General features: G+C 63.1%; 20 protein-coding genes and 1 pseudogene. 15 read left to right on the plus strand and 6 right to left on the minus strand.

Annotation, left to right across the window (positions count from 1 at the left end; all coding sequences use genetic code 11):
* Positions 1-78: 78 nt before the first annotated feature.
* Positions 79-336 (minus strand): hypothetical protein, encoded by a 258-nt coding sequence (locus ASD00_RS09095; protein ID WP_025427529.1) that lies wholly within the window; start codon positions 334-336, stop codon positions 79-81.
* 139 nt (positions 337-475) lie between these two features.
* On the opposite strand from ASD00_RS09095, the gene ASD00_RS09100 reads away from it, so the two are divergent.
* From ASD00_RS09100 to ASD00_RS09110, 3 genes are read left to right on the plus strand one after another with little or no spacing between them, the layout of a single operon-like run.
* Positions 476-1456, plus strand: coding sequence for an ABC transporter substrate-binding protein (locus tag ASD00_RS09100; protein WP_025427528.1), 981 nt, complete (start codon positions 476-478; stop codon positions 1454-1456).
* A gap of 8 nt (positions 1457-1464) precedes the next feature.
* On the plus strand, positions 1465-3267 hold the full coding sequence (locus ASD00_RS09105) for an iron ABC transporter permease (RefSeq protein ID WP_025427527.1): 1803 nt from the start codon (positions 1465-1467) through the stop codon (positions 3265-3267).
* Entirely contained in the window at positions 3255-4280 is a 1026-nt protein-coding gene (locus tag ASD00_RS09110) for an ABC transporter ATP-binding protein (protein WP_025427526.1), read from the plus strand. The genes ASD00_RS09105 and ASD00_RS09110 overlap by 13 nt, the downstream gene beginning before the upstream one ends.
* 73 nt (positions 4281-4353) lie before the next feature.
* Here ASD00_RS09110 and ASD00_RS09115 read toward each other — a convergent pair whose 3' ends face one another.
* Positions 4354-4650 (minus strand): hypothetical protein, encoded by a 297-nt coding sequence (locus tag ASD00_RS09115; protein WP_025427525.1) that lies wholly within the window; start codon positions 4648-4650, stop codon positions 4354-4356.
* 219 nt (positions 4651-4869) lie between these two features.
* Here ASD00_RS09115 and ASD00_RS09120 point away from each other — a divergent pair, with 219 nt between their 5' ends.
* The 3 genes from ASD00_RS09120 to ASD00_RS09130 all read left to right on the plus strand — a co-directional run bounded on the left by ASD00_RS09120 (position 4870) and on the right by ASD00_RS09130 (position 8051).
* Complete coding sequence (locus ASD00_RS09120; RefSeq protein ID WP_057206215.1) at positions 4870-5478, plus strand: glutathione S-transferase family protein; 609 nt, start codon at positions 4870-4872, stop codon at positions 5476-5478.
* 603 nt (positions 5479-6081) lie between these two features.
* The gene (gene ftsZ, locus ASD00_RS09125) at positions 6082-7131 is read left to right on the plus strand and encodes a cell division protein FtsZ (RefSeq protein WP_025427522.1); all 1050 of its coding nucleotides are present in this window, start codon (positions 6082-6084) and stop codon (positions 7129-7131) included.
* Between the two features lie 104 nt (positions 7132-7235).
* Positions 7236-8051: a nucleotidyltransferase domain-containing protein gene (locus ASD00_RS09130; RefSeq protein ID WP_234907742.1), complete on the plus strand. Its 816-nt coding sequence runs from the start codon at positions 7236-7238 to the stop codon at positions 8049-8051.
* A 131-nt stretch (positions 8052-8182) separates the two neighbouring features.
* Here the strand turns inward: ASD00_RS09130 and ASD00_RS09135 are convergent, their stop codons facing one another.
* Positions 8183-10426, minus strand: coding sequence for a mechanosensitive ion channel family protein (locus tag ASD00_RS09135; RefSeq protein ID WP_025427520.1), 2244 nt, complete (start codon positions 10424-10426; stop codon positions 8183-8185).
* A gap of 161 nt (positions 10427-10587) precedes the next feature.
* Positions 10588-11361 (minus strand): SDR family oxidoreductase, encoded by a 774-nt coding sequence (locus ASD00_RS09140; RefSeq protein ID WP_057206216.1) that lies wholly within the window; start codon positions 11359-11361, stop codon positions 10588-10590.
* 137 nt (positions 11362-11498) lie between these two features.
* Here ASD00_RS09140 and ASD00_RS09145 point away from each other — a divergent pair.
* The 8 genes and pseudogenes from ASD00_RS09145 (at position 11499) to ASD00_RS09175 (ending at position 20375) form a co-directional block, all read left to right on the plus strand.
* Positions 11499-12399, plus strand: a pseudogene (locus tag ASD00_RS09145) (LysR family transcriptional regulator).
* Between the two features lie 336 nt (positions 12400-12735).
* Complete coding sequence (gene greA, locus ASD00_RS09150) at positions 12736-13218, plus strand: transcription elongation factor GreA (protein WP_025427518.1); 483 nt, start codon at positions 12736-12738, stop codon at positions 13216-13218.
* 199 nt (positions 13219-13417) lie between these two features.
* The gene (locus tag ASD00_RS09155; protein ID WP_225906314.1) at positions 13418-13714 is read left to right on the plus strand and encodes a hypothetical protein; all 297 of its coding nucleotides are present in this window, start codon (positions 13418-13420) and stop codon (positions 13712-13714) included.
* Positions 13715-14190: 476 nt separating this feature from the next.
* Positions 14191-16581: an arylsulfatase gene (locus ASD00_RS09160; RefSeq protein WP_025427517.1), complete on the plus strand. Its 2391-nt coding sequence runs from the start codon at positions 14191-14193 to the stop codon at positions 16579-16581.
* 135 nt (positions 16582-16716) lie between these two features.
* The gene (locus ASD00_RS09165) at positions 16717-18084 is read left to right on the plus strand and encodes an FAD-binding oxidoreductase (RefSeq protein ID WP_225906321.1); all 1368 of its coding nucleotides are present in this window, start codon (positions 16717-16719) and stop codon (positions 18082-18084) included.
* 152 nt (positions 18085-18236) lie between these two features.
* Positions 18237-18563, plus strand: coding sequence for a hypothetical protein (locus ASD00_RS39855; RefSeq protein ID WP_128090503.1), 327 nt, complete (start codon positions 18237-18239; stop codon positions 18561-18563).
* Entirely contained in the window at positions 18532-19638 is a 1107-nt protein-coding gene (locus ASD00_RS09170; RefSeq protein WP_025427515.1) for an endonuclease/exonuclease/phosphatase family protein, read from the plus strand. The genes ASD00_RS39855 and ASD00_RS09170 overlap by 32 nt, the downstream gene beginning before the upstream one ends.
* A gap of 2 nt (positions 19639-19640) precedes the next feature.
* Positions 19641-20375, plus strand: coding sequence for an NUDIX hydrolase (locus tag ASD00_RS09175; protein ID WP_025427514.1), 735 nt, complete (start codon positions 19641-19643; stop codon positions 20373-20375).
* Between the two features lie 241 nt (positions 20376-20616).
* On the opposite strand, the gene ASD00_RS09180 is transcribed toward ASD00_RS09175, so the two are convergent.
* A complete protein-coding gene (locus ASD00_RS09180) occupies positions 20617-21147 on the minus strand; it encodes a GNAT family N-acetyltransferase (RefSeq protein WP_025427513.1) in 531 nt (176 codons plus the stop codon).
* A 92-nt stretch (positions 21148-21239) separates the two neighbouring features.
* A complete protein-coding gene (locus tag ASD00_RS09185; RefSeq protein WP_025427512.1) occupies positions 21240-21572 on the minus strand; it encodes a hypothetical protein in 333 nt (110 codons plus the stop codon).
* 173 nt (positions 21573-21745) lie between these two features.
* Here ASD00_RS09185 and ASD00_RS09190 point away from each other — a divergent pair, with 173 nt between their 5' ends.
* A complete protein-coding gene (locus ASD00_RS09190) occupies positions 21746-21994 on the plus strand; it encodes a hypothetical protein (RefSeq protein WP_025427511.1) in 249 nt (82 codons plus the stop codon).
* The last annotated feature ends 96 nt before the right edge of the window (positions 21995-22090 follow it).

Here is a 22090-nt window from a genome sequence, read left to right on the forward strand (position 1 = left end):
GAAGAGACCTGCGGCGAGAGCCCACGGTCTCACCCGATGGCTGCGGGATAGGGTCGTCGCCGATCGCAAGCGGTACCGTTATTTCGCGGGCTGACGGCGTTCCAGAATGGATTGGAACAGATCGGCCTGGCGCTCGGCGGCAAGGCGAATGCGCTTCAATTGGCCGAGCATCGAGCCGAAGGCGGCAAGGGCGATGCCGATGCCGATGCCCGGAAGCGCCCATTGCAGCGCCCACATCACCGCCGGTGCGCCGAAGGACGGCAGGGTTACGGCAACGGCCGCGCCAGCCGATACCAGGATGACCAGAGCGCCGGCCACTTTCAGCAAAGTATCCATCACAATTCTCCATCCGTTTGGGGCGCACGATTTCGCGGCTTGCCGGTGCTGTCAAGGGTGTGTCAGCCGGCGGCCCTGTCACACCCCTGTAAAACACCGGCTCTAAGGCTCGGCGCCATCTTGAACCGAGGATATGCCGATGAAATCGTTTGTTTCCGTCGTTGCCGGCGCGCTTGTCGCTTCGCTGCTTTCCACCGCCGCCTTTGCCGAGAGCCTGGTGCTTTACACCAGCCAGCCGAACGAGGATGCGCAGGCGACGGTCGACGCCTTCAAGGCGGCCAATCCCAGTGTCGAGGTGGAGTGGGTGCGCGAAGGCACGACGAAGCTGATGGCCAAGCTGATGGCCGAGATCGAGGCCGGCAACCCGGTTGCCGACGTGCTTCTGATCGCCGACACCGTGACGATGCAGCGCCTGAAGGAAGCCGGCCAGCTGCTCGCCTACAAGTCGCCGGAAGCGGCCAACTACGACGCGGCGCTCTATGACGCCGACGGCGCCTATTACTCCACCAAGATGATCACCACCGGCATCATCTACAACACCTCGGCCTCGACGAAGCCTCAGGGTTGGCAGGATCTGGCGAAGGCCGACGCCAAAGGCCTGGTGACGATGCCGAGCCCGCTGACCTCGGGTGCGGCCCTCATCCACGCCCAGACGCTTGCCGGCATCGACGGCCTCGGCTGGGATTATTACAAGGCGCTGGCCGAAAACGGTGCCACGGCTGCCGGCGGCAATGGCGGCGTGCTGAAGGCGGTCGCCACCGGCGAGAAGGCCTACGGCATGATCGTCGACTTCATGGCGATCCGCGAGAAGGCCAAGGGCGCGCCGGTCGAGTTCGTCTTCCCGGCCGAGGGCGTTTCCGCCGTCACCGAGCCGGTCGGCATCCTGAAGACCGCCAAGAACCCTGACGCCGCCAAAAAATTCGTCGACTTCCTGATCTCGGTGGAGGGCCAGAAGACGGCGGTGAAGATGGGCTATATCCCGGCACGCAACGGCGTGGCGCTGCCCGAAGGTTATCCGGCGCGCGAGACGATCAAGGTTCTGCCGATCAATGCTGCTTCGGCCGTGAAGAATTCCGACGCCGACCTCAAGACCTTCTCCGGCATCTTCGGTACGAACTGATCGCCTGAATGTCCGAACAGGGTGAAACCATGCGCAGCCGGCACCGCTGGCTGCGCTTTCCCATTGCGGGGCTGCAGCGTCCGGGGCGGGTGAGGTCAAGCGAGCCAGGGTCGGGTCGCGCGAGACCGGGTGCTTCGCCCGCCGGCGAGCCGCGCTGGCTGGTGCCCTTCGTGCTCGCCTGCCTTTTCTTCCTCTGCGCGCTGCCGCTCATCAGCCTCGCCAAAGCCGGCTTTGCGGGAGTGATCAATGGCAATTCCATCGCTGTCTTGACCGAGCCTGCGACCTATGCGGCCATCCGCAACACTCTGGTGACGGCGACAGGCGGCATGCTGATCTCGCTTGTGATCGGCGCGCTCTTTGCCTTTGCCGTGGCGCTCACCGATGTCAGGGGCAAACTGTTTTTGAGTTTTGCCTTCATGTTGCCGATGATGATCCCGCCGCAGGTGACGGCCCTTGCCTGGGTGGAGATGACCGGGCCGGCAAGCCCGCTCCTGAAAACGCTGGGGATCGCACCGCCGCTCGGCAGCCCGCAGCCGCTCTATTCGCTGTTTGGCATCTCTCTGCTTCTCGGGGTGCAGCACGCGCCGCTGGTGTTCCTGGCGCTGAAGGCGGGGCTGGCTGCGTCGCCGCGCGACGGGGTGGAGGCGGCAAGACTTTCCGGCGCGTCGCCGTTTCGCGTCTTTCTCGATATCGTTGCGCCACTGGCCGCCCCCGGGCTGATCGCCGGTGCCGCAATCGCCTTCGTCTCCGGCGTCGGCAATTTCGGCATTCCGGCGATCCTCGGCATTCCCGCCGGGATTTCGGTGCTGCCGACGCTGATCTACACGCGGCTCGCGAGCTTCGGCACCGGCACCTTCGGCGAGATCGCGCTGCTCTCCAGCCTGATCGCTGTGATCGCGGCCGCCGGGCTGATCCTTCAACAGCGCGCGCTGGCGGGCAGGGACTACCGCATCATCGGCCTTTCCGGCGCCAGCGCCGCCTTTTCGCTCGGGCGCTTTCGTGTGGCTGTCGAACTGGCGCTTTCGGCGATCCTGTTTCTGGTGTTGGTAGCGCCGCTGGCGGCGCTGATCGCCAGCTCGCTGGTTCCGGCCTATGGCGTGCCGCTCAACCTTCAGACCGTCTCGCTGCGCGCCTATGAAGAAATTCTCTTTCGCCAGACGATGACGCTGAGCGCCTTTGGCAATTCGCTGTTCCTGGCGAGCACGGCGGCGCTCGGGCTGCTCGTCGTCGCGGTGCCGGCCGCCTATCTCATGAACCGGCGCAAGGGTGCGCTTTCAAGCACGATCGGCATCCTGATCGAGATTCCCTATGCGCTGCCCGGCATTGTTTTGGCGGTTGCTTTCATCCTCACCTTTGCAGCGCCGCTGCCGATCCTCAAGGTATCGCTCTACGGCACCATCTGGATCATCCTGATTGCGTATTTCTCCTCGTTCCTTGCCGTCAGCCTGAAGCCGGTTATGAGCGCCTTCCTGCAGATGGACCCATCGCTGGAGGAGGCGGCGCGGCTGTCGGGCGCCGGTTTCTTCCGACGCATGCGCGACGTCATCCTGCCGCTGGTGGCGCCGGCGGCGGGCGCTTCGATCATCCTCGTCTTTCTGATAGCCGCCAATGAGCTGACGGTTTCAGCCCTGCTGTGGTCGGCGGGTACGCAGACGCTGGGGGTGGCGATCTTCAACCTCGACGACAGCGGCTCATCCGATCTGGCGTCGGCGCTCTCGGTGCTGGTCGTCATCATGGTGATGGTACTGATGGCGGCGCTCGAGGCCCTTGCAAACTATCTACCGGAAGGCGTGCTGCCGTGGCGCAACTGATCCTCAATCACCTGACCAAGGATTTCGGCGGCGGTCGTCCTGCCGTCTCCGACGTGTCGCTGACGGTGCGCGAAGGCGGGTTTCTGGCGCTGCTTGGGCCATCTGGCTGCGGCAAGACCACGGTGCTGCGCATGATCGCCGGCTTCGAGCAGCCGACCGACGGCTCGATCGACTATGGCGAGCGCCGGCTATCGGATGCCTCGCGGGCGCTGCCGCCGGAAAAGCGCAACATGGCGATGGTGTTCCAGTCCTATGCGCTCTGGCCGCATATGACCGTGGCGGAAAATGTCGGCTATCCCCTGAAGGTGCGCGGCATTTCCGGCGAGACCTGGCGCAGCCGCGTCGGCGAGGCGCTGGCGCTGGTAAAACTCACCGATTATGCCGAGCGCCGACCTGCGGCCCTTTCCGGCGGACAGCGGCAGCGGGTGGCGCTGGCGCGCTGCCTGGTGACGTCGCCCGATGTGGTGCTGCTCGACGAGCCGCTCGCCAATCTCGACCAGCACCTGCGTAAATCGATGGAGGAGACCTTCCGCATCTTCCATGAGCGCTCCGGCGCAACGATGGTCTATGTGACGCACGACCAGTCGGAAGCGATGGCGCTGGCGACCGATGTTGCCGTGATGTCGGAGGGGCGGCTGGTGCAACTGGCGCCGCCGGCGGAAATCTATACCCGCCCGGAAGGCAGTGTTGTCGGCGGGCTGATCGGCCGCGGCTCGATCCTCAGGCTACCACTACCAGAGGGCGCGCCGAGGGCGCTGGAGTGGCCGATGCTCCGCCAGGCGATCGGCTCCACCGACAGCGGCCTTCGTCGCGACGTGCTGGTGCGGCCCGAGCATGTGCGGCTCACCGCCGACGGCATCGCGCTCGAGGTCAAGGCTTGCGTCTACGAGGGCGAACGCTTTGCGCTGACGCTGGCGCTGCCGGACGGGCAGGCACTGAAGGCCTATGGCGGCACGGCCATTCCTGTTGGACAGAAAGCGACCTTCGCGATTGCCAGCAGCTGGCGGCTTTGAGGGCATAGGATAAGCGCCGATCGCGACCGACGGTCGGCAGCATCTGCGCCGGGTCGACAGGCAGGCAGAAACATCAATCGCAACGCGGTCTGTCGAGCTCCACCTTGAACTGTCTTGGTCCGACCAGCCCCGGCTCTGCCGGCAGGCCGACGATGTGGGCGATGACGGTGCATTTGCCGGCGACCACCGTATAGCGGTCGCGCCCCTGGCTGATGATCTTGTCGATCGGATATTTCGGCACTGCTGCGGCAACGGCGCTGATGATCGCGGTCAGTTCGTTGGCGCGCTGATAGTTCGGCGCAAGGGCGGCATGGGAAGCGCCGGCGCCGAGAAGCGCGACAGCCGAAAGGGCCAGGGCTCTGATCTGCATGCGCGGCTCCTGTTTGCAGCAGCAGTCCACGGAGCCCGGCGGTGTTCAAGTCGGGTTACCTTTGCGCCTGGCGACTTTGACGCAGTCGGCTTGCGCAACCGCGGCTCGAAATAAACTATATAGTTAAATAAAACTGGTTGCTAAAAACAACTGGTATGGCATAGTGGCTGCATCACGACGGGGCGGCAATCATGCCGTGCGAGCCGATGGGAGGAAGCGATGAAACTTTATCAGGGCATGGGACCGAATTCGTACCGGGTGCGTATCTTCATGGCGGAGAAGGGCATCGAATTGCCGATGGTGGACGTCGATTTCGCCAAGGCGGAGCACAGGGGGCCCGAGTTCCTCGCGCTCAATTCGCTTGGCCAGATCCCGGTGCTGGAACTGGATGACGGCACCGTCATCACCGAGAGCGTCGCCATCTGCCGCTATCTCGAGGAGACGCACCGCGAACCGCAGCTTTTCGGCAGCGACGCCGTCAGCGGTGCCAAAGTGGAAATGTGGAACCGGCGGGCCGAGCTGGTGATTTTTGGCACCATCGGCAATGTCGCGCTGCATTCCGATGCTTTCTTCAAGGACCGCCTGAGGCAGTTTCCCGCCTTCGCCGAGACCGAGCGGCAGGCGGTGCCGAGGAAATGGGGTTGGCTCGACCGGGAGCTTGCCGATGGCCGGCCGTTCCTTGCCGGCGACAAGTTCTCGATCGCGGACATCACCGCCGGCGTCTGCGCCTGGCTTGGCGACGTCTTCGGCATGGAGGTGCCGGGAGATCTCAGGAATGTCCAGCGCTGGCTGGAAAGGGTGCGGGCGCGGCCGAGCTTTGAGGCTTAGACCGCCCGTCGAGGGACGGGGTTATCGCGGTGATCCGCCCCTCATCCCCCTGCCGGGACCTTCTCCCCGCTGGCGGGGAGAAGGGACTTTGCGGCACCCGCCGAGACGCATTCCGCAAGAGGGATGGAATTGGACGTGCGGAGAATTGGAGGGGGCCGCACGCTCGGTTCTCCCTCTCCCCGCACGCGGGGAGAGGGCTGGGGTGAGGGGCAAATCTGGCCGCCATTTGCAGTTCACGTTTGCCCCCGATTGGCACTTGTATTGGCCGATCCGCCCTGTCGACATAGAGTGGGAAGAGATGCGCCGCGCCGTTTCGGTCCATTGAAGCAAGAAGAGGGTGGCGCCGGCTCGATCCGAGGCAAATGGCGGTTGCCTATGTGGAAATGTAGCAAGTCATTGATAAAAAGAATTAATTTGGTCGCCACGACGAACTGGGCGAAGGACTGAAATCCCACTCGAACGGCAAATGACAAATCATGTGTGGAAAGTGGCATCAGCCTTTTCTCTTGCCTTCTCCGTGGCTTTTTTCAATTCCTAAAATAACAGCTGCCCGATTCGCCCCGATCCGTTGTTTTGGCGGCGTTCGCCCTAGGAGACAAAGCCATGAACGATTTCAAGAAGCCCACGATCACCGAAATGCGCCCGAAGATCACCGTCATCGGTGTCGGCGGCGGCGGCGGCAATGCCATCAACAACATGATCACCGAAGGGCTCCAGGGGGTCGATTTCATCGTGGCGAATACGGACGCCCAGGCACTGGCGATGTCGAAGGCGTCGCGGTTGATCCAGCTCGGTGCGCATGTGACCGAGGGCCTTGGTGCAGGTTCGCTGCCGGAAGTCGGGCGCGCGGCGGCGGAAGAATCGATCGACGAGATCATGGATCACCTCGGCGGCACGCATATGTGTTTCGTCACCGCCGGCATGGGCGGCGGCACCGGCACCGGTGCTGCGCCGGTGATCGCGGCGGCAGCCCGCAAGGCCGGCATCCTGACGGTCGGCGTCGTCACCAAGCCGTTCAGCTTCGAAGGCAAGCGCCGCATGCAGATGGCTGAAGAGGGTGTCGAGCGCCTGCGCGAAGCGGCCGACACCGTTATCGTCATCCCCAACCAGAACCTCTTCCGCATCGCCGACGCCAAGACCACCTTTGCCGATGCCTTCGTGATCGCCGACCGCGTGCTCTATTCCGGCGTCGGCTGCATCACCGACCTGATCGTCAAGGAAGGCCTGATCAACCTCGACTTCGCCGACGTGAAATCCGTCATGAAGGGCATGGGCCGGGCGATGATGGGTACCGGCGAGGCGACCGGCGAGGGCCGCGCGCTGATGGCGGCGGAAGCGGCGATCGCCAACCCGCTGCTCGACGAAGTGTCGATGCGCGGCGCCAAGGGCGTGCTGATCTCGATCTCCGGCGGCATGGACATGACGTTGTTCGAAGTCGACGAAGCGGCCACCCGCATTCGCGAGGAAGTCTATGACGAGGCCGACATCGTCGTCGGCTCGATCTTCGACCGCACGCTCGACGGCACCTTCCGCGTGTCGGTGGTGGCAACCGGCCTCGACAGCCAGCGCAACGCGGCAGACCCGGCAAGTGCTGCGGCGAACGCCGGCCAGCCCGGCCAGCCCGGCCAGGCGCCGACCCGCACGCTGCAGTAACGGCTCGGCCTCACGCGCTGCCAGGTTCCTGGCGGCATCGAAGCCTTCTGCCTTTCTTTGAAAATCCTCCCGTGCGATGACAGCCGCCCGGGGGGATTTTTCGTATGGACGAGACGGGCATGATGGACGCGGAACGAGACGGTCAGGCGGGTTTGCCCGACAACGACGCCACGGCCGCCCAGCGCGTGCGGGCGGTTCGCACGGCCGAAACGATCCTGAACGAGCGCTATCCAGGCGCGCTGTTTGCCATCGTTGCCGGCTCGATCCTGCGCGGCGAGGGCACGCCATCCTCCGATATCGATCTGGTGGTGCTGCACGAACACTTGAGCAATGCCTGGCGCGAGAGCTTCATCGCCGGCGGATTTCCGGTCGAGGCTTTCGTCCACGATTTCGAGACGCTGAACTGGTTTGTCGATCAGGATCTTGCCAGCGGCTATCCCGTGCTGCTCGACATGGTCGCAGGCGGAACAGTTGTCGGCCGGGACATCGATCGCGGCCTGGCCCTCCAGAACGAGGCAAAGGCCAGGCTTTCATGCGGGCCGGGTCCGCTCAAGGCGGAGCGGCGGGACATGCTTCGCTACCAGATCACCGACCTGCTTGACGACCTCAGGGATAGGCGGCCGACGGCGGAAATGCGGGCGATCGCCGCGGCCCTCCACCAGCCGCTATGCGACCTGGCGCTGCTCGGGCGCGGCCACTGGTCGGGCAAGGGCAAATGGCTGCCGCGGCTCCTCCAGCGTCTTGACCCCGCGCTGGCGCAGCGCTTCGACGACGCTTTCCGGTTGGCTGGCGAGGCGCAGCCAGATGTGCTGGTGACTCTGGCGCAGGACGAGCTCGAGCGCCAGGGTGGGCCGCTGTTTGACGGTGATCGCCGCGATGCGCCGCAGACTGCACGGCGGCAGGGTGGGCTTTCGGGCTAGAGCATCTCCAGGAAAAGTGCGAAGCGGTTTTCCGCCAGGAAATGCCGTGGCACGGCGCGCCGCGATTTCCAGGGTGCGCTTCAAGCTCGTGTATTAGCAGCATGTCGCTGCGCACGTTTGCGCGACAAGCGTTATGTCTCGGCGGCGGCCGCTTCGGGATCGATCGGCTTTTTCGCCAGCCTCGCATTCGCCGCAGCCACATCGGCGTCGCTCAGGCCACCGGGGCCGGAGCGCACGGTGACGGCATTGGAGGCGAGGCTGAGGCCGGCCTCGCGCAGCGCGGGCAGCAGCCGTTTCATCGCCTCGCGCTGCAGGATGCTGGGGTTGCCCGGCCGGGCGGTGAATTTCAGCCGCACGACCAGCGAGTTTTCGGTGACGTCCTGGATGCCCTGCATCTTCAAGGGTACCAGGAACTCCGGCCCGAACTCCTCGTCCTCCAGCATGGCAAGGCCAACCTTCTTGATGGTCTTGCGGATTATTTCCGGATCGTCCTCGCGCTCGAATTTCAGCTCGAACTTCACCGTGCTCCAGTCGCGGCTGTAGTTGGTGACGGCCTGAAGCTGGCCATAGGGAATGGTGTGGATCTGGCCGTTCTGGTGGCGCAGGCGCAGCGAGCGGAGCGAAATGCGCTCGACCGTTCCCTTGAGCTTGCCGGTGTCGACATATTCGCCGACGCGAAATGCGTCGTCGGCGATGAAGAAGATGCCGGATACCACATCCTTGACCAGCGTCTGCGAGCCGAAGGAAAGCGCCAGGCCAAGCACGCCGAAGCCGGCAAGCAGCGGCGCGATGTTAATGCCGAGCGCCGAAAGCACGACGAGGCTGGTGACGGCGAAGATACCGCCGAAGACGAGATTGCGGATCAGCGGCAGGATGGTCGAAAGCCGGCTTGTCTGATGGATCTGCGCCTCCTCCTCGGTCTCGCCGGGCATGGAGACGCGGGCGGTGGGCGCAAAGGCCTCAAAACTGCGCCAGAGGAAGCTGCAGATCACCCAGCTGGCGACGACGGCAAGGCTGACGCGCTCTAGAATGACGATCCAGTCGACGGCGGCGGTGGTATCGCCCTGGATCATGATCGGCCTCCACAGCACGATGATGATATGCAGCCCGATCAGCCACACGGCGCCGGCAAGGGCGGTCTGCACGCTGCCGGCGATGGCCAGGTGCAGCGGCGAGGAGGCGGGCGTGCGCCGGCGATCGGCGGCCGCACCCGCCAGCGAATGGATGCCGAAGGCGAGGATGGGAAGGCCGAGCAGGATGACCTGCGTCGTGCCGCCGGCAAAGCTCCACTGAGCGCTGTTGGGGCTGCCGGCGACGATGCAGCCCATGAGCCAGAGCGTCAGCGCACTCAGCGCATAGAACTCGGGAACGACGAATGCGATGGCGCGGCGGACGGCGCCGGGCGCTTCGCCGGCAAAGAGATTGCGGATATCGGTGCGGCCGGCGATGAACCAGTAGAGCTTCAGGAACGTCACTGCGGTGACGCCGATCAGAAACCAGCCCTCGATGGCGGCGGGCTCCAGGGCACGCTCGTTGGCGAAGCGCACGCTGGCGCCGACGACGGCACCGATGGCGCCATAGGCAACCAGCATGGCGAAATGGAAGCGTGGCCGGGCGATGGGCAGCAACCGCGTCTGCGGCCGCGACGGGGCGAAGAGAAAGCGGCCGCAGACCGCATAGGCGGCCGTGGTGACGGCGACGGTTACCAGCGCGCGGGCCAGCTCTTGCGAGGCAGTGCCGGCGGTGAGGAAGAACCTTAGCATCGCATGCGCGACGCCTGCGAAGATGACGAGATGGATGATGTCGAGACCCAGCCGCACCAGCGAAGCGCGCACGCGGTGCAGCACGTCGACGATGGCGAAATGGCTGCCGATGAGGCGGTGGAAGACAAAGCCGAGCAGGCCGGCGGCGGCGAGGCCGGCAAGAATGGCCGCCAGCGCCACCGAGGTGACCGAAAGGATAGACCGTCCCTCGGCGCGCACGCTGGCTGCGACATCGCCCATGACGGCAGCGATGGCCGAGGTGCCATTCAGGCCCATCTGCAGGCCATTGACGAAGCGAGCCGATAGTCCCTCGAGCGCGTCGTCGGCCGCGGGCGACTGGGGCTGAGGCGTTGTGGCGGCGGCTGTGGTGGCGTCGATCGGTGCCTTTGGTGCGGTGTCCGGCGCATCGCGCCATTCGACGGTGACCGGCCGGCCGGAAGCGGCTGCTGCCCGCAGCGTGCTTTCGATCTCCTCGCTTGGCTGACCATGGGTGAGAACGACGGTCACGGGGGCCGGCGGCGTCTGCGCCCGGGCGTAGAGCGGCGGAAGGAGCATGACGAGAAGGGCGAGCAGCGCAGGCAGGCGAGGCGACGTGGGCAGGAAAGACGCCATGAAATCCATCCGTGAAGCGCCGGGGCGTTGGATGCCGCAGCAGGTCGAACGGCCGCCCGCTCCGGTCGATCTTCCGTCGGCGGAGCAGGGCGGCTCGTTTATGAGGCTATTGTGAAATTTCTGTCCTGTCGACGGGCGGCGCCAGCACCGCCCTTTGCCGGTCACTTCGTGGTGTAGCCGCCATTGACGAGGATGGTCTGGCCGGTCATCCACCAGCCGTCGGAGACGAGGAAGCGGATGAAAGGCACGATGTCCTCGATATCGGTAAGGCCTGTGGTCGAGAACTTCGACAGCGCGGAAGCAGTCTTGTGATAGGCAACGGCATCGGCGCCTTCGGCAGGATAGAAGAAGGGCGTATCCATCGGCCCCGGGCCGATCGCCGTCACCGAGATGCCGCGATCGCCGAATTCCTTGGCGGCGGCGCGGGTGAAGTGTTCAACCGGCGCCTTGGTGCCGGCATAGGCGGCGTAAAACGGCGTGAAGGCGCCGAGCAGCGAGGTGACCAGCGTGCAGACCTTGCCGTTGTCGCTGACATTTTTGCCGGCTTCCTTCAGGAAGAAGAAGGCGGACTTGGAATTGACCGCGGTCATCTCGTCATACTCGGCCTCGGTGATGTCGACGAGCGGCTTCTTCACCACCTTGCCGACCGTGTTGACGGCGATATCGATGCCACCGAGCGCGGCCTTGGCATCGGCAAACAGCTTTTCCACCGCGCTGGCGCCGGTCAGGTCGGCCTGGAAGGCGAAGGCATTGGCACCAGCCGCCTTGATCGCAGCCACGGTCTCCTCGGAGGGGGCCTTAGTTGCGGCGCTGTTGTAATGGATGGCGACGGCGCGGGCGCCCTGTTCGGCAAAATCGCGCGCCAACAAACCGCCGAGGTTTTTCGCGCCGCCGGCGATGAGAACGGATTTACCTCTGATGCTGTGATCGGTCATGGCCAGAACCTTTTCGGTGCTTGAAGGCCGCCCGCTGCGGCCGTCTTTCCACCCGAAGCATATCGTCGGCATCTCTGTTATAAAGCCGCCGTCCGTGACATAACCTGTCAGGAATCTCGAACAATAAGCGGCTGACCATGGACCGGATCGAGCTTTTTCGCATTTTCACACGCGTCGTCGACTGCGCCAGCTTCACTCGCGCCGCCGACACGCTGGATATGCCGCGCTCGTCGGTGTCGGCGGCGGTGCAGGCGCTGGAAACCCGGGTGGGCACGCGGCTCCTGCATCGCACCACCCGCAAGGTTTCGCCGACCCAGGATGGGGCGGCCTTCTACGAGCGCTGCATGCGGCTGATCGCCGATGTCGACGAGACGGAAAACCTGTTTCGCCAGGGAGAGGACTGGCCGACCGGCCGGCTGCGCGTCGAGCTGCCGAGCCGGATCGGCCGGCTGATCGTCGCCCTGAACTCGCCAGCTTCCTCGAGCGATATCCCGGTATCGACGTCGACCTTGGCATGACCGACCGGGCGGTGAACCTGATCGAGGAAAGCGTCGATTGCGCGTTGCGGGTCGGGCCGCGCAGTGATTCCGCCCTGATCGCCCGGCCGATCGGTAACCTCAAGCTCGTCAATGTCGCAAGCCCGGCTATCTCACGCGCTATGGCACGCCCGAAAAACCGGAAGACCTGGCCCGGCATTTCGCCGTCAACTACGCGTCGCCCTCAACCGGCCGGGTGGAGGAGTGGGAGTGGATCGAAGGTGGCGAGACACGGACCGTGGCGATGGCCGGCCGCGTTACCGTCAACAGCGCCGAGGGCAGCATCGCCTGCTGCCTGGCGGATCTCGGCCTCATCCAGATCCCGGCCTATGACGTCAAGGCGCATCTGCAGGCCGGAGACCTCGTCGAGGTCATGCCCGGCCATTGCGCCGAGCCGATGCCGCTGGCGCTGCTCTACCCGCACCGCCAGCATCTTTCCCGTCGCTTCCAGGTGTTTGCCGAGTGGCTGGAGGGATTGATGCGGCCGTTGCTCGCCACCTGATGGGGTGCGTGGCGGCGAAGGCGGGCAGCCGCTGATTGCAAGGGTGGCGAGGCGCGTCGCGGGTTTTGCGGACAAGAGGAGGCGTCCGGTGCGGCGATGGCCCTTACTCATTCGGGCTTCGGACTGTCATGGATGGCCGATCCGCGCCTCTGCCTGGTGCCGGTTTCCAAGTGCCTCATGCCAGCGGATGACGTCAGATAATGCGGGGTGACCGCCGCCCGCGGATGGGGCAATATCAGCGATTACTCTTGTCATCCCCAGCGCGGTGCCTCACCGACAGTGGGCTTTCGCGCGGAGGCATTGTAAGAGCCTGCCGCGTCCAAACGGAGTTCGATCGTGAGCGTTGCCTTCACCAAGGAAGAAAGTGCCGAAACCGCGGCGGAAACCCTTTTGCCCGACCGCCCGGTTTCGCCGCATCCCAACCTTGTCACCGAAGCGGGCCTCAAGGTGCTGGAGCAGCAGCAGCGCGAAGCGCGCGCGGCCTATGATGCGACCAGCGGGATCGAAGACGTCAACGAGCGCCGGCGGCAGGCGGCCGGCCCCTTGCGCGACCTGCGCTATCTTGCCGAACGGCTGCGCACCGCCCAGCTCGTCGCCGCCCCGACCTCGACTGACATCGTCGCCTTCGGCAGCACCGTCACCTTCAGCCGCGACGACGGCCGGGTGCAGACCTATCGCATCGTCGGCGAGGACGAGGCGGACCCGAAGGCCGGATCGATTTCCTACGTTTCCCCGGTGGCCCGGATCCTCATGGGCAAGGGGGTCGGCGATGTGGCTGCCATGGGCGGACACGAGCTGGATATTACGGGGATTTCATAGGGCGGGCGATTTGTCCGACGGCCATTTCCTCTCGATGCAACGGCGTCAGTCGGGCATTCTTGTGAATGTTCATTCGGTGCGATCCTGGAAAACTGAGGTGTGGTAACTCCAGTCTCCTAAATCTGCTCCAAATGGACAACCTCCTGAAAGTTCACAGCTAGAGGCGCTGGCTTGGCTGCTACTGGCCCGGGATGGGACGATGGCTATCAATCACGGCTATCGTGGAAAGAGAATTCGATATTATATTCAATCAACAAAGGCTTCGAAACAAACTGGTTTTGCCATGGCGCAAGAAAAACCTACAGTCATGCGGCGCACGGTCGTGCTCATCAAGATCGTATGGTCAGTGTCGATCATCGTCGCAGCGACAGCGGTGGGAGCTTCGACTGGCTGGGAGAACCATGGACTTGTCGGAGCGCTAGCTCTTGGATTCGTTGGCCTCTTTGTTGGCGGCTTCCTAAGTTCGCCTTCGCTGCTTTTGCAACTGATAACTTAATATCTCGCCGACGTTGAGCCACTTCACATCGGGGGTGTTTTTCAACGGTATCGGCCAAAAGCTGCCGCTGCCTTTCACCCGGCTACTCGACGGTCGGGGGCGAGCCACGCCGGGTCGTGAGCGGTTGAGTCAGTATCAAGAGCGCAATCTGTGTGGTAGTATTCCGCCACATCCGGAAGACTGATCCAAGCGGCGCATCAATGACGCCGTCCGGTTGCTCGCATTCGCTGCAATCACTGCCGTCACGTCGTCCTGCTCAGAAGCGTCATCGCTGAAATAATCAAGGTGCCGATTCTGAAAGCTCCGCCGATGTTGCCGGCCGTGCCCAAGGCGACCAAGGGCACAGTCCTACGTCTCTACAGTCCGATCGAACCTTTCTTCAGTATGGAATGGCCGCCGAGCGAGATCGAAATGGTGCAGTGCGCGTCCGCCCTCGGACGGAGCTGCCACGAGGGGAGGGTGTTGACATGCGTAGCATGAAATCGACCGCGATTGCATCGACCGCCATCATCACAATCCTGATGGGGTTTGGTGCGGCGAGCGCACAACAGATCACCGGCACACCGGGCAACCCGGATGCCACGACGACGGTCGACGGGCGATATCTCCCCAACCCCCCGCCGACATTCGGTGGTGCGATCGGGCTCAGCGCGAAAGACTCGAAGCCCTATTGGCCGCCGCAGATCGTGCCCCCAAAAGGCGCGCCGAACATCCTTTTGATCATGACCGACGACGCGGGCTACGGTGTCCCTGGTACCTTCGGCGGTGTTGTCCCCACGCCTGCATTGGACCGGATCGCGCAGGCGGGGCTCCGCTACACCCAGTTCAACTCGACGGCGCTCTGCTCGCCCTCGCGCGCGGCTCTGATTACCGGCCGCAATCATCACTCCGTGGGTTTCGGTGTGATCTCCGAGCAGGCCACCGGTTATCCAGGTTATGATTCCATCCTCGGTCTCGATAACGCCAGCGTCGGTGAAATCCTGAAAGACAACGGCTATGCGACGTCCTGGTTCGGCAAGAACCACAACACGCCGAGCTATCAGTACAGCTTGGCGGGCCCCTACGACCAATGGCCCTCTGGGATGGGTTTCGAATACTTCTATGGCTTCATGGGCGGCGAGACCGACCAGTGGACACCCTACCTGTTCCGCGATCACACACAGATTTTTCCATGGATCGGAAAGCCCGGCTACAACCTCACGACTGACATGGCGGATGAGGCGATCGGCTACATGCGACAACTCAGCGTCGTTGCGCCTGATAAGCCGTTCTTCCTCTATTACGTGCCGGGCGGCACCCACGCCCCCCATCATCCAACCCAGGAATGGGTCGATAAGTTCAAGGGCAAGTTCGACATGGGCTGGAATGCCATGCGCGACCAGATATTCGCCAATCAGAAGAAGCTGGGCGTCATTCCGGCGAACGCCCAACTGACGCCGTGGCCCAACGATCTGCCCAAGTGGGATACGCTCGACGCCGACAGCAAGAAGCTCTTCGCGCGCCAGGCGGAAGTCTATGCCGCCTATGTGGCCTACACCGACAATGAGATCGGACGGGTGATCCAGGCGGTGGACGATTTGGGCAAGCTCGACAATACGCTCGTCATCTACATCGAAGGCGACAATGGTACCAGTGCCGAAGGTTCCACCGTTGGCACGCCGTTCGACCTGGCCGCGATCGAAGGCATCAATGTTCCGGTCAAGGAACAGTTGAAATATTACGATGTCTGGGGTTCGGACAAGACCCAGCCGCACATGTCGGTGGCGTGGTCCTGGGCCTTCGACACCCCATTCAAGTGGACGAAGCAGGTGGCATCGCACTTTGGCGGCACCCGGCAAGGCATGGCCATGGCCTGGCCGGCCCGTATCAAGGATGCCGGTGGAATCCGCACACAATTCCACCATTTGATCGACATCGTCCCGACGATCCTCGAGGCGACCGGCATTCAGGCTCCCGTGATGGTCAACGGCGTGGCGCAGAAGCCGATTGAAGGCGTTTCCATGGCCTATAGCTGGGACAAGGAGAACGCCAATACTGCGTCTCGGCGTACGACGCAGTATTTCGAAATGCTGGCCAACCGCGCCATCTACCACGACGGCTGGATGGCATCCACAACGCCGCCGCTTGCGCCGTGGTTGCTCGGTTTGGGTAAGATGCCCGAAGTGGTCAATGGCTACACCTGGGAACTCTACAATCTCAACGAGGACTATTCGCAGAACAACGACCTCGCGGCCAAGATGCCTGACAAGCTTCAGGAGTTGAAGGAACTGTTCCTCGTCGAGGCAGCGAAGTATGGTGTGTTTCCGCTCGACAACGACTTTCTCCAGCGCGTTCTCGCACCCCGCCCGAGTGCCACGGCCGGAAAAACCTTGTTTACGTACTCAGGCGAAATATCCGGTCTTCCATCCGGAAACGCGCCCGACATCGTCAATAAAAGCTACACTGTCACGGCTGAGGTAGACGTGCCGCAAGGCGGCGGCGATGGCATGCTGGTCACCCAAGGCGGTCGCTTCGGCGGGTACGGGCTCTACCTGCTGAAGGGCAAGCCGGTCTTCCTTTACAACCTTCTGGCACTGGAAAAATTCCGTTGGGAAGGCCAGGACGCGCTCACTCCGGGCAAGCATACCATCGTCTTTACCTTCAAATACGATGGTGGCGGCCCCGGCAAGGGCGGCAGCGGAGTCCTGAACGTCGACGGCAAAGAAGTCGCCAGTCAAAAGGTCGCAAACACCGTGCCCTTCCTCATGACGATTGACGAGACCTTCGATGTCGGCGTCGATACCCGCACTGGCGTCGAGGACGGGGATTACCAGGTGCCATTTCAGTTCACGGGAACCATCGACAAGCTGTCGGTGCAACTGAACTAAGCAAGGGCCGGTTCGTCCGTCTGCGCCCCAAGAGGCGTCTCGTACATCCGTGCCGGCAGGGAGGATGAAATGACAGATGTTCAATTTAGTGGGCTTCAGGGCGAAACGGTCACCCTTTCAACCGACCTTTTGGAGATGTTGGGAACTCGGTGTCGCGGGAACGTGTGTTTGGCCGGCCAGGCTGGTTACGACGAGGCCAGGACAATCTGGAACGCCATGATCGATCGGCGGCCTGGGGCTGTGGTGCGCTGCCATGGCGCAGGAGATGTCGTAAAGGCGGTGCAGTTTGCCCGCGACAACGGATTGCTCCTCTCTGTACGCGGTGGCGGTCACAACATATCCGGCAATGCCGTCTGCGAAGGCGGACTTTTGATCGATCTTTCGCCGATGCGTTCTGTCCGGGTCGATGACAAGGCACGCACCGCGAGGGTCGAGCCTGGCGCGACGCTCGGAGAGTTCGACAAAGAGGCGCAGGCGTTCGGTCTTGCCACCCCGCTCGGTATCAACTCAACCACAGGGGTGGCCGGTCTCACGCTTGGGGGTGGTTTCGGGTGGCTCAGTCGCAAATACGGATTCACGGTAGACAATCTGATTTCGGCCGATGTGGTGACCGCCGACGGCGAGCTTGTCCATGCAAACACAACGGAAAATCCGGACCTATTCTGGGCTCTTCGCGGCGGCGGTGGAAATTTTGGCGTGGTCACGTCGTTCGAGTTCAAGCTGCATCCGGTCGGTCCCGATCTGGTATCCGGGCTGATCGTTCATCCGTTTGCCCACGCCCGTGAACTTCTTGCGGGGTATCGCCGCGTGGCGGCCGCTGCGTCCGACGATCTTACCATTTGGGTGGTCCTGCGTAAGGCGCCGCCATTGCCGTTCCTGCCCGAAGAGGTGCACGGCAAGGAAATCCTCGTCTTCGCCGTCTGCTATGCCGGTGAGCCGAGCAGAGCCGAGGAGGCACTTGAACCACTGCGTTCGCTTGGCGAACCGATCGCCGACGTCGTCGGCGTGCAGCCATATTCCGCATGGCAGACGGCATTCGATCCGCTTCTCACGCCAGGGGCATTCAACTATTGGAAGTCGCACAATTTCACGGCCCTGAGCGACGGGTTGTTTGAGATCCTGAGCGAACATATAGGGACGTTGCCGACTGATGAATGTGAAATCTTCATCGGGCAGCTCGGTGGTGCCAGCAGCCGCGTGGCACCCGACGCGACCGCCTATCCGCATCGCGAGGCCAAGTTTGTCATGAACGTTCACACCAGGTGGCGTGACCAGGCCGACGAACAACCCTCCATCGATTGGGCGCGGGCAATCTTTGCCGCGGCTGCGCCACATGCGACAGGTGGCGTCTACGTCAACTTCATGCCGGAGGATGAAACCGAAAGGGTCGCCCAGGCCTATGGTGGCAACCATGCACGGCTGGCGGCGCTTAAAGCCAAGTACGATCCTGGCAATCTCTTCCGGCTCAACCAGAATATCCAGCCAGAACGAAAATCGGGCTAACGCGGCAAAAGCTTTCATGCAGCGAGGAATTCGCGCGGTGCCTAGGAACGCCAACGTGCCGGCGCTCGGCACGTTGGCCATGCGCCCACCGCCGTCAGGCTTGGGACCGCGAATAGACCAGCTCGACACCGGCGCGGAAACAACGCTGGGCCATGGCTGCTGCATCAAGCAGCGGGCAGAAATCCATCCGCTTCATTTGCTGTATTCCGGCGGTTTCTCATGGGGTCGCCTTTGTCGGCACGAAAAAACTCTTGGTTTTCGCCTTCACGGTGGTCTTCGGTTGTTTCGAAGACACGCAGGCGTGTGCTTTCCACATCACTGACCGTTCGCTGGACAACAAGCGTTGGGGGCCACTCAGGAGAGGCTCCCGCACCTGCCGGGAAATCGCCCTCGACATTTGCGCTTCAATGCCTAATCTCCGCGGCAATTCAGTTATGGAATTGCTTGATGTCCCTTCGACTTGCCACCTTCAATATTGAAAATCTCATGAGCCGCTTCGATTTTTCCGGCTTCCGCAATCAGCTCAAGCAGGACCGGGTGCTCAGACTCTTCGAGGTGAAGAGCGAGGCGGAGTATCAGCGGCTGGAGGAGGCGCGGACGATCGCGCATACGGATGATACGCGGCAGATGTCGGCGCTGGCGATTGCCGATTGCGATGCGGATATTCTGTGTTTGCAGGAGGCCGACAACATGGCGTCGCTGCAGGCGTTTGAGTACAACTATCTCTTCCGCATGGTCGGCAACGGCTATCGCCAGAAATACCTGATCGAGGGCAATGATTCGCGCGGGATCGACGTGGCGGTGCTGATGCGCGAGGAAACGCGCGATGGCCAGCCGATCGAGTGCCTCGAGGTGAAGAGCCATGCGGGGCTGACCTATGCGGATCTCGATATCTTCAACGATGCGCTCGCTGCCTCCAGCCGGCCGAACGACCGGATCTTCAAGCGTGATTGCCTGGAACTGGACCTGCGGATCGGCGGGCGGCCGCTGACGCTTTATGTCGTGCATTTCAAATCCATGGGGCCGGCACGCGACGGGCTCGACGGGCGCCAGGCGACGATGCCGGTGCGGGTGGCCGAGGCCAAGGCCGTGCGCCATATCATCGAAAGCCGCTTTGGTCGCGGGCATACGGCTGACAAGATGTTCGCGATCTGCGGCGACATGAATGATTATCAGGAGAAGGTCGACATCCTTGGCGACCGGCGCAACGGCTACGAGTTCGTGCCGCGCGAGGAGGAGGAAAGCGCGCTCGATGTGCTGACTGCAGACGGTTTTGTCGAAAACCCGATGCTGCGCCGGCCGGTGCTCGACCGCTGGACGCTGTTTCACAGCCGCGGGCCGCAGGAGCGGCACCTCTGCCAGCTCGACTATATCTGGCTGTCGCCGGCGCTCGCGCAGCGCAATGCAGCCCAAGTGCCGGAAATCATCCGCGGCGGCCAGCCCTTCCGCACGATCTTTCCGCCGGGGCAGGAGGTGGAGCGCTATCCGCGCACCGGCTGGGACCGGCCGAAGGCATCGGACCATTGCCCCGTGGCCATGACACTGGACGTGTGACGATGGATACTCTCGAAAGCAACCTTGCCCACTGGCCCGAAGAAGGCGAGATCCTGCCGATCTCAGGCGTCGATATCCGGGTGAAGGAGGGCCCGCATCCCTTCCATCTCGATCAGGTGGATACCGCGCAGGAAAACTGGCGGGCGGAGATCGCCGCTAACCCGCATCTCTTCGACGGGCAGATGGTGCTGCAGCGGGCGCTCCGGATCGAGGACGGCCGCGTGGTCGGCGAGGGGCATGTGGTGCCCTATTCGACCTTTCTGTGGTGGCGCAAGACCCGCGCGGACGCCGCCTTCCACCTGTTCGCCATGCCGGTGATCGTGTCGTCCGATGGTGCCCTGATCCTGGTGCGCATGGGATCGCACACGGCCAATCCGGCCCGGGTCTACAGCCCCTCGGGCTCGCTGGAGCCTGATGACGTGGTCGACGGCCGCTGCGACATTCCAGGCAATATCCGCCGCGAGGCGCTGGAGGAAACCGGCATCGACCTCGATGCCGCGACTGCCGAACCCGGCTATCACGTGCTGCACATGGGGCGGGCGGTGACGGTGTTCCGGCTCTACCGGGTGGCGGAAACGGCGGAAGCGCTGGTTGCAAGGGTGGCCGCCCATATCGCCGGCGATCCCGAGCCGGAGATCGACGAGGCGATCGCCATCTGGGGGCCGGATCCGGGTGCGCACAACTATCCGCCGTTCATTTTGCCGATCCTCACCTGGCTGTTTGACGGAAAGCGGTGACGATGTCTCGGGGGCATGGCCATTGCGCTGTGCGGCGGCGGAGCGCGTCGTCTTTGAGATGTGGTCAACCGGTGCGCGGAGCGGCCCTGTTCGTCGGCAGGCGGCGAACGGCGGCGCTATCCATGGGCGGCGCGCGGCTGCTTGGCGTATGCCGGAAAATGGCAGGGGCTGATTCAAACGGTCGGCGTTGGCTTTTCGGCGAACGATCGGCGCAACCGTCAACCGTGCGGAATTGAGACGCTCACAGCGATCGACCCAAGACTTCCATTCTGTGCTGCTTTGTCCCGATGGGGACCGGCCCTGCGGTGCGCACCATCTCGAAGCCCTGGCCTTCCCAGAAGCGAAGGCCCTGTTCATTCTCTGCGAAGACGGCGAGCTCCACGCGGTCCGCGCCTTGTGTCTTCAGCCAGCTGAAGAAGTCGTCGCAGAGTGTTTTCGCCGCGCCGTGCCGGCGAAAGGCCGGATCGATCATCAGCAAGGCGATCCACCAGGACTTCTCCTGCGGATAATTGCGGTCGCAGGCGAGCATGCCGATGAGGTTCCCGGCGCCCGATTTCAATCCGAAGACGAACTTGTCGGCCTCGGTTCTGCCCGGCGGAAAGCTTTGAAATTCTTCGATCGCCACGGTTGCATCCGGTGGATGGCCGCGCTCCAAAACCACATAGTCCTGACAGTTCTGGTAAAGCGGCATCAGTCGCGGTGCATCCGCTTCAATCAGCCCTTCGATCTCAAAACCGGAGAGCGAGATCGGGAATGTCGTGGTCTTATCCATGGCCGGCACATTACATGGCAAAGCTATCGGTACAATCCGCATTGTGGCGGTGCGGCGGCGCCTGCACATCGGTCGTCAGGGAGGACACGGCGTCACGGTCGATAATGTCGATCGTGCCTCTTTTTGGCGTTTCGGACCCAATGCCGAAGAATGATCGTGGCTAGGCAGGCGGCTGCGGCCGGATAGATCGCGGGCCACTGGAACAGCAGTGCGACGATGGCACCCACGTAGCTGGCGAATGCACAATAGATGACGATGGAAAACGACCCGGCATAAAACGAGGTGATGCGGCGATAGTCCTGCAGGAATTCCGCCAATCCCCTGGCGAACGGCGACAAAAGCCCCCGAGACGGTGGGCGTTCGACGCCGCGCCGCGCCTCCATCTCCCTGAGCTTGTTGAGTAGCCGCTTTGTTGTGCTGGGCATTTGTCGATGTTGATGGGCGTCGTGACAGGATTTCATCCGAGATTATCGCAAGAGCAGTTTCGGCAAGGTAAAGGCAACTCTTCCGCGTAGCCGCATTCAATGCGTATCCGACCCCGATGGTGCCCAATGGTCGGGCGTTGGCTCGGATCACCAAAATCCTATAGCCGTAAAGCATGAAGACACTCGCTTGCCTCATCCTATCCGCCGCATTGGCGTTTGCTTCCAGCCTGATCATCGCGGGGTTGTTTCTACCCGTCTACGGCATTTTCGAGGGCGGGACGCACAACTGCCTGAATGACGGTTTGCGGGCGTGTGTCTCCATCATCCCGCTGAGCGCGCTGATTTACGGACCGTTGTTTGTCTTCGCCGGCGTCGTGGTCGGGACGCCCATTTTCATGACGATGCTCGCATCGCGCGGTTGATTGCTGTGGTTGGGTGCGCAGATATGCAGTCAGCAGCGCTCGCCAGATGCGGGGTCCGGGCTGGTGGGCATGATGTCGCGTTGCTGGTGCAGCGCC

This window comes from Ensifer sp. Root31 (assembly GCF_001424825.1).
Classification (GTDB): domain Bacteria; phylum Pseudomonadota; class Alphaproteobacteria; order Rhizobiales; family Rhizobiaceae; genus Ensifer; species Ensifer canadensis.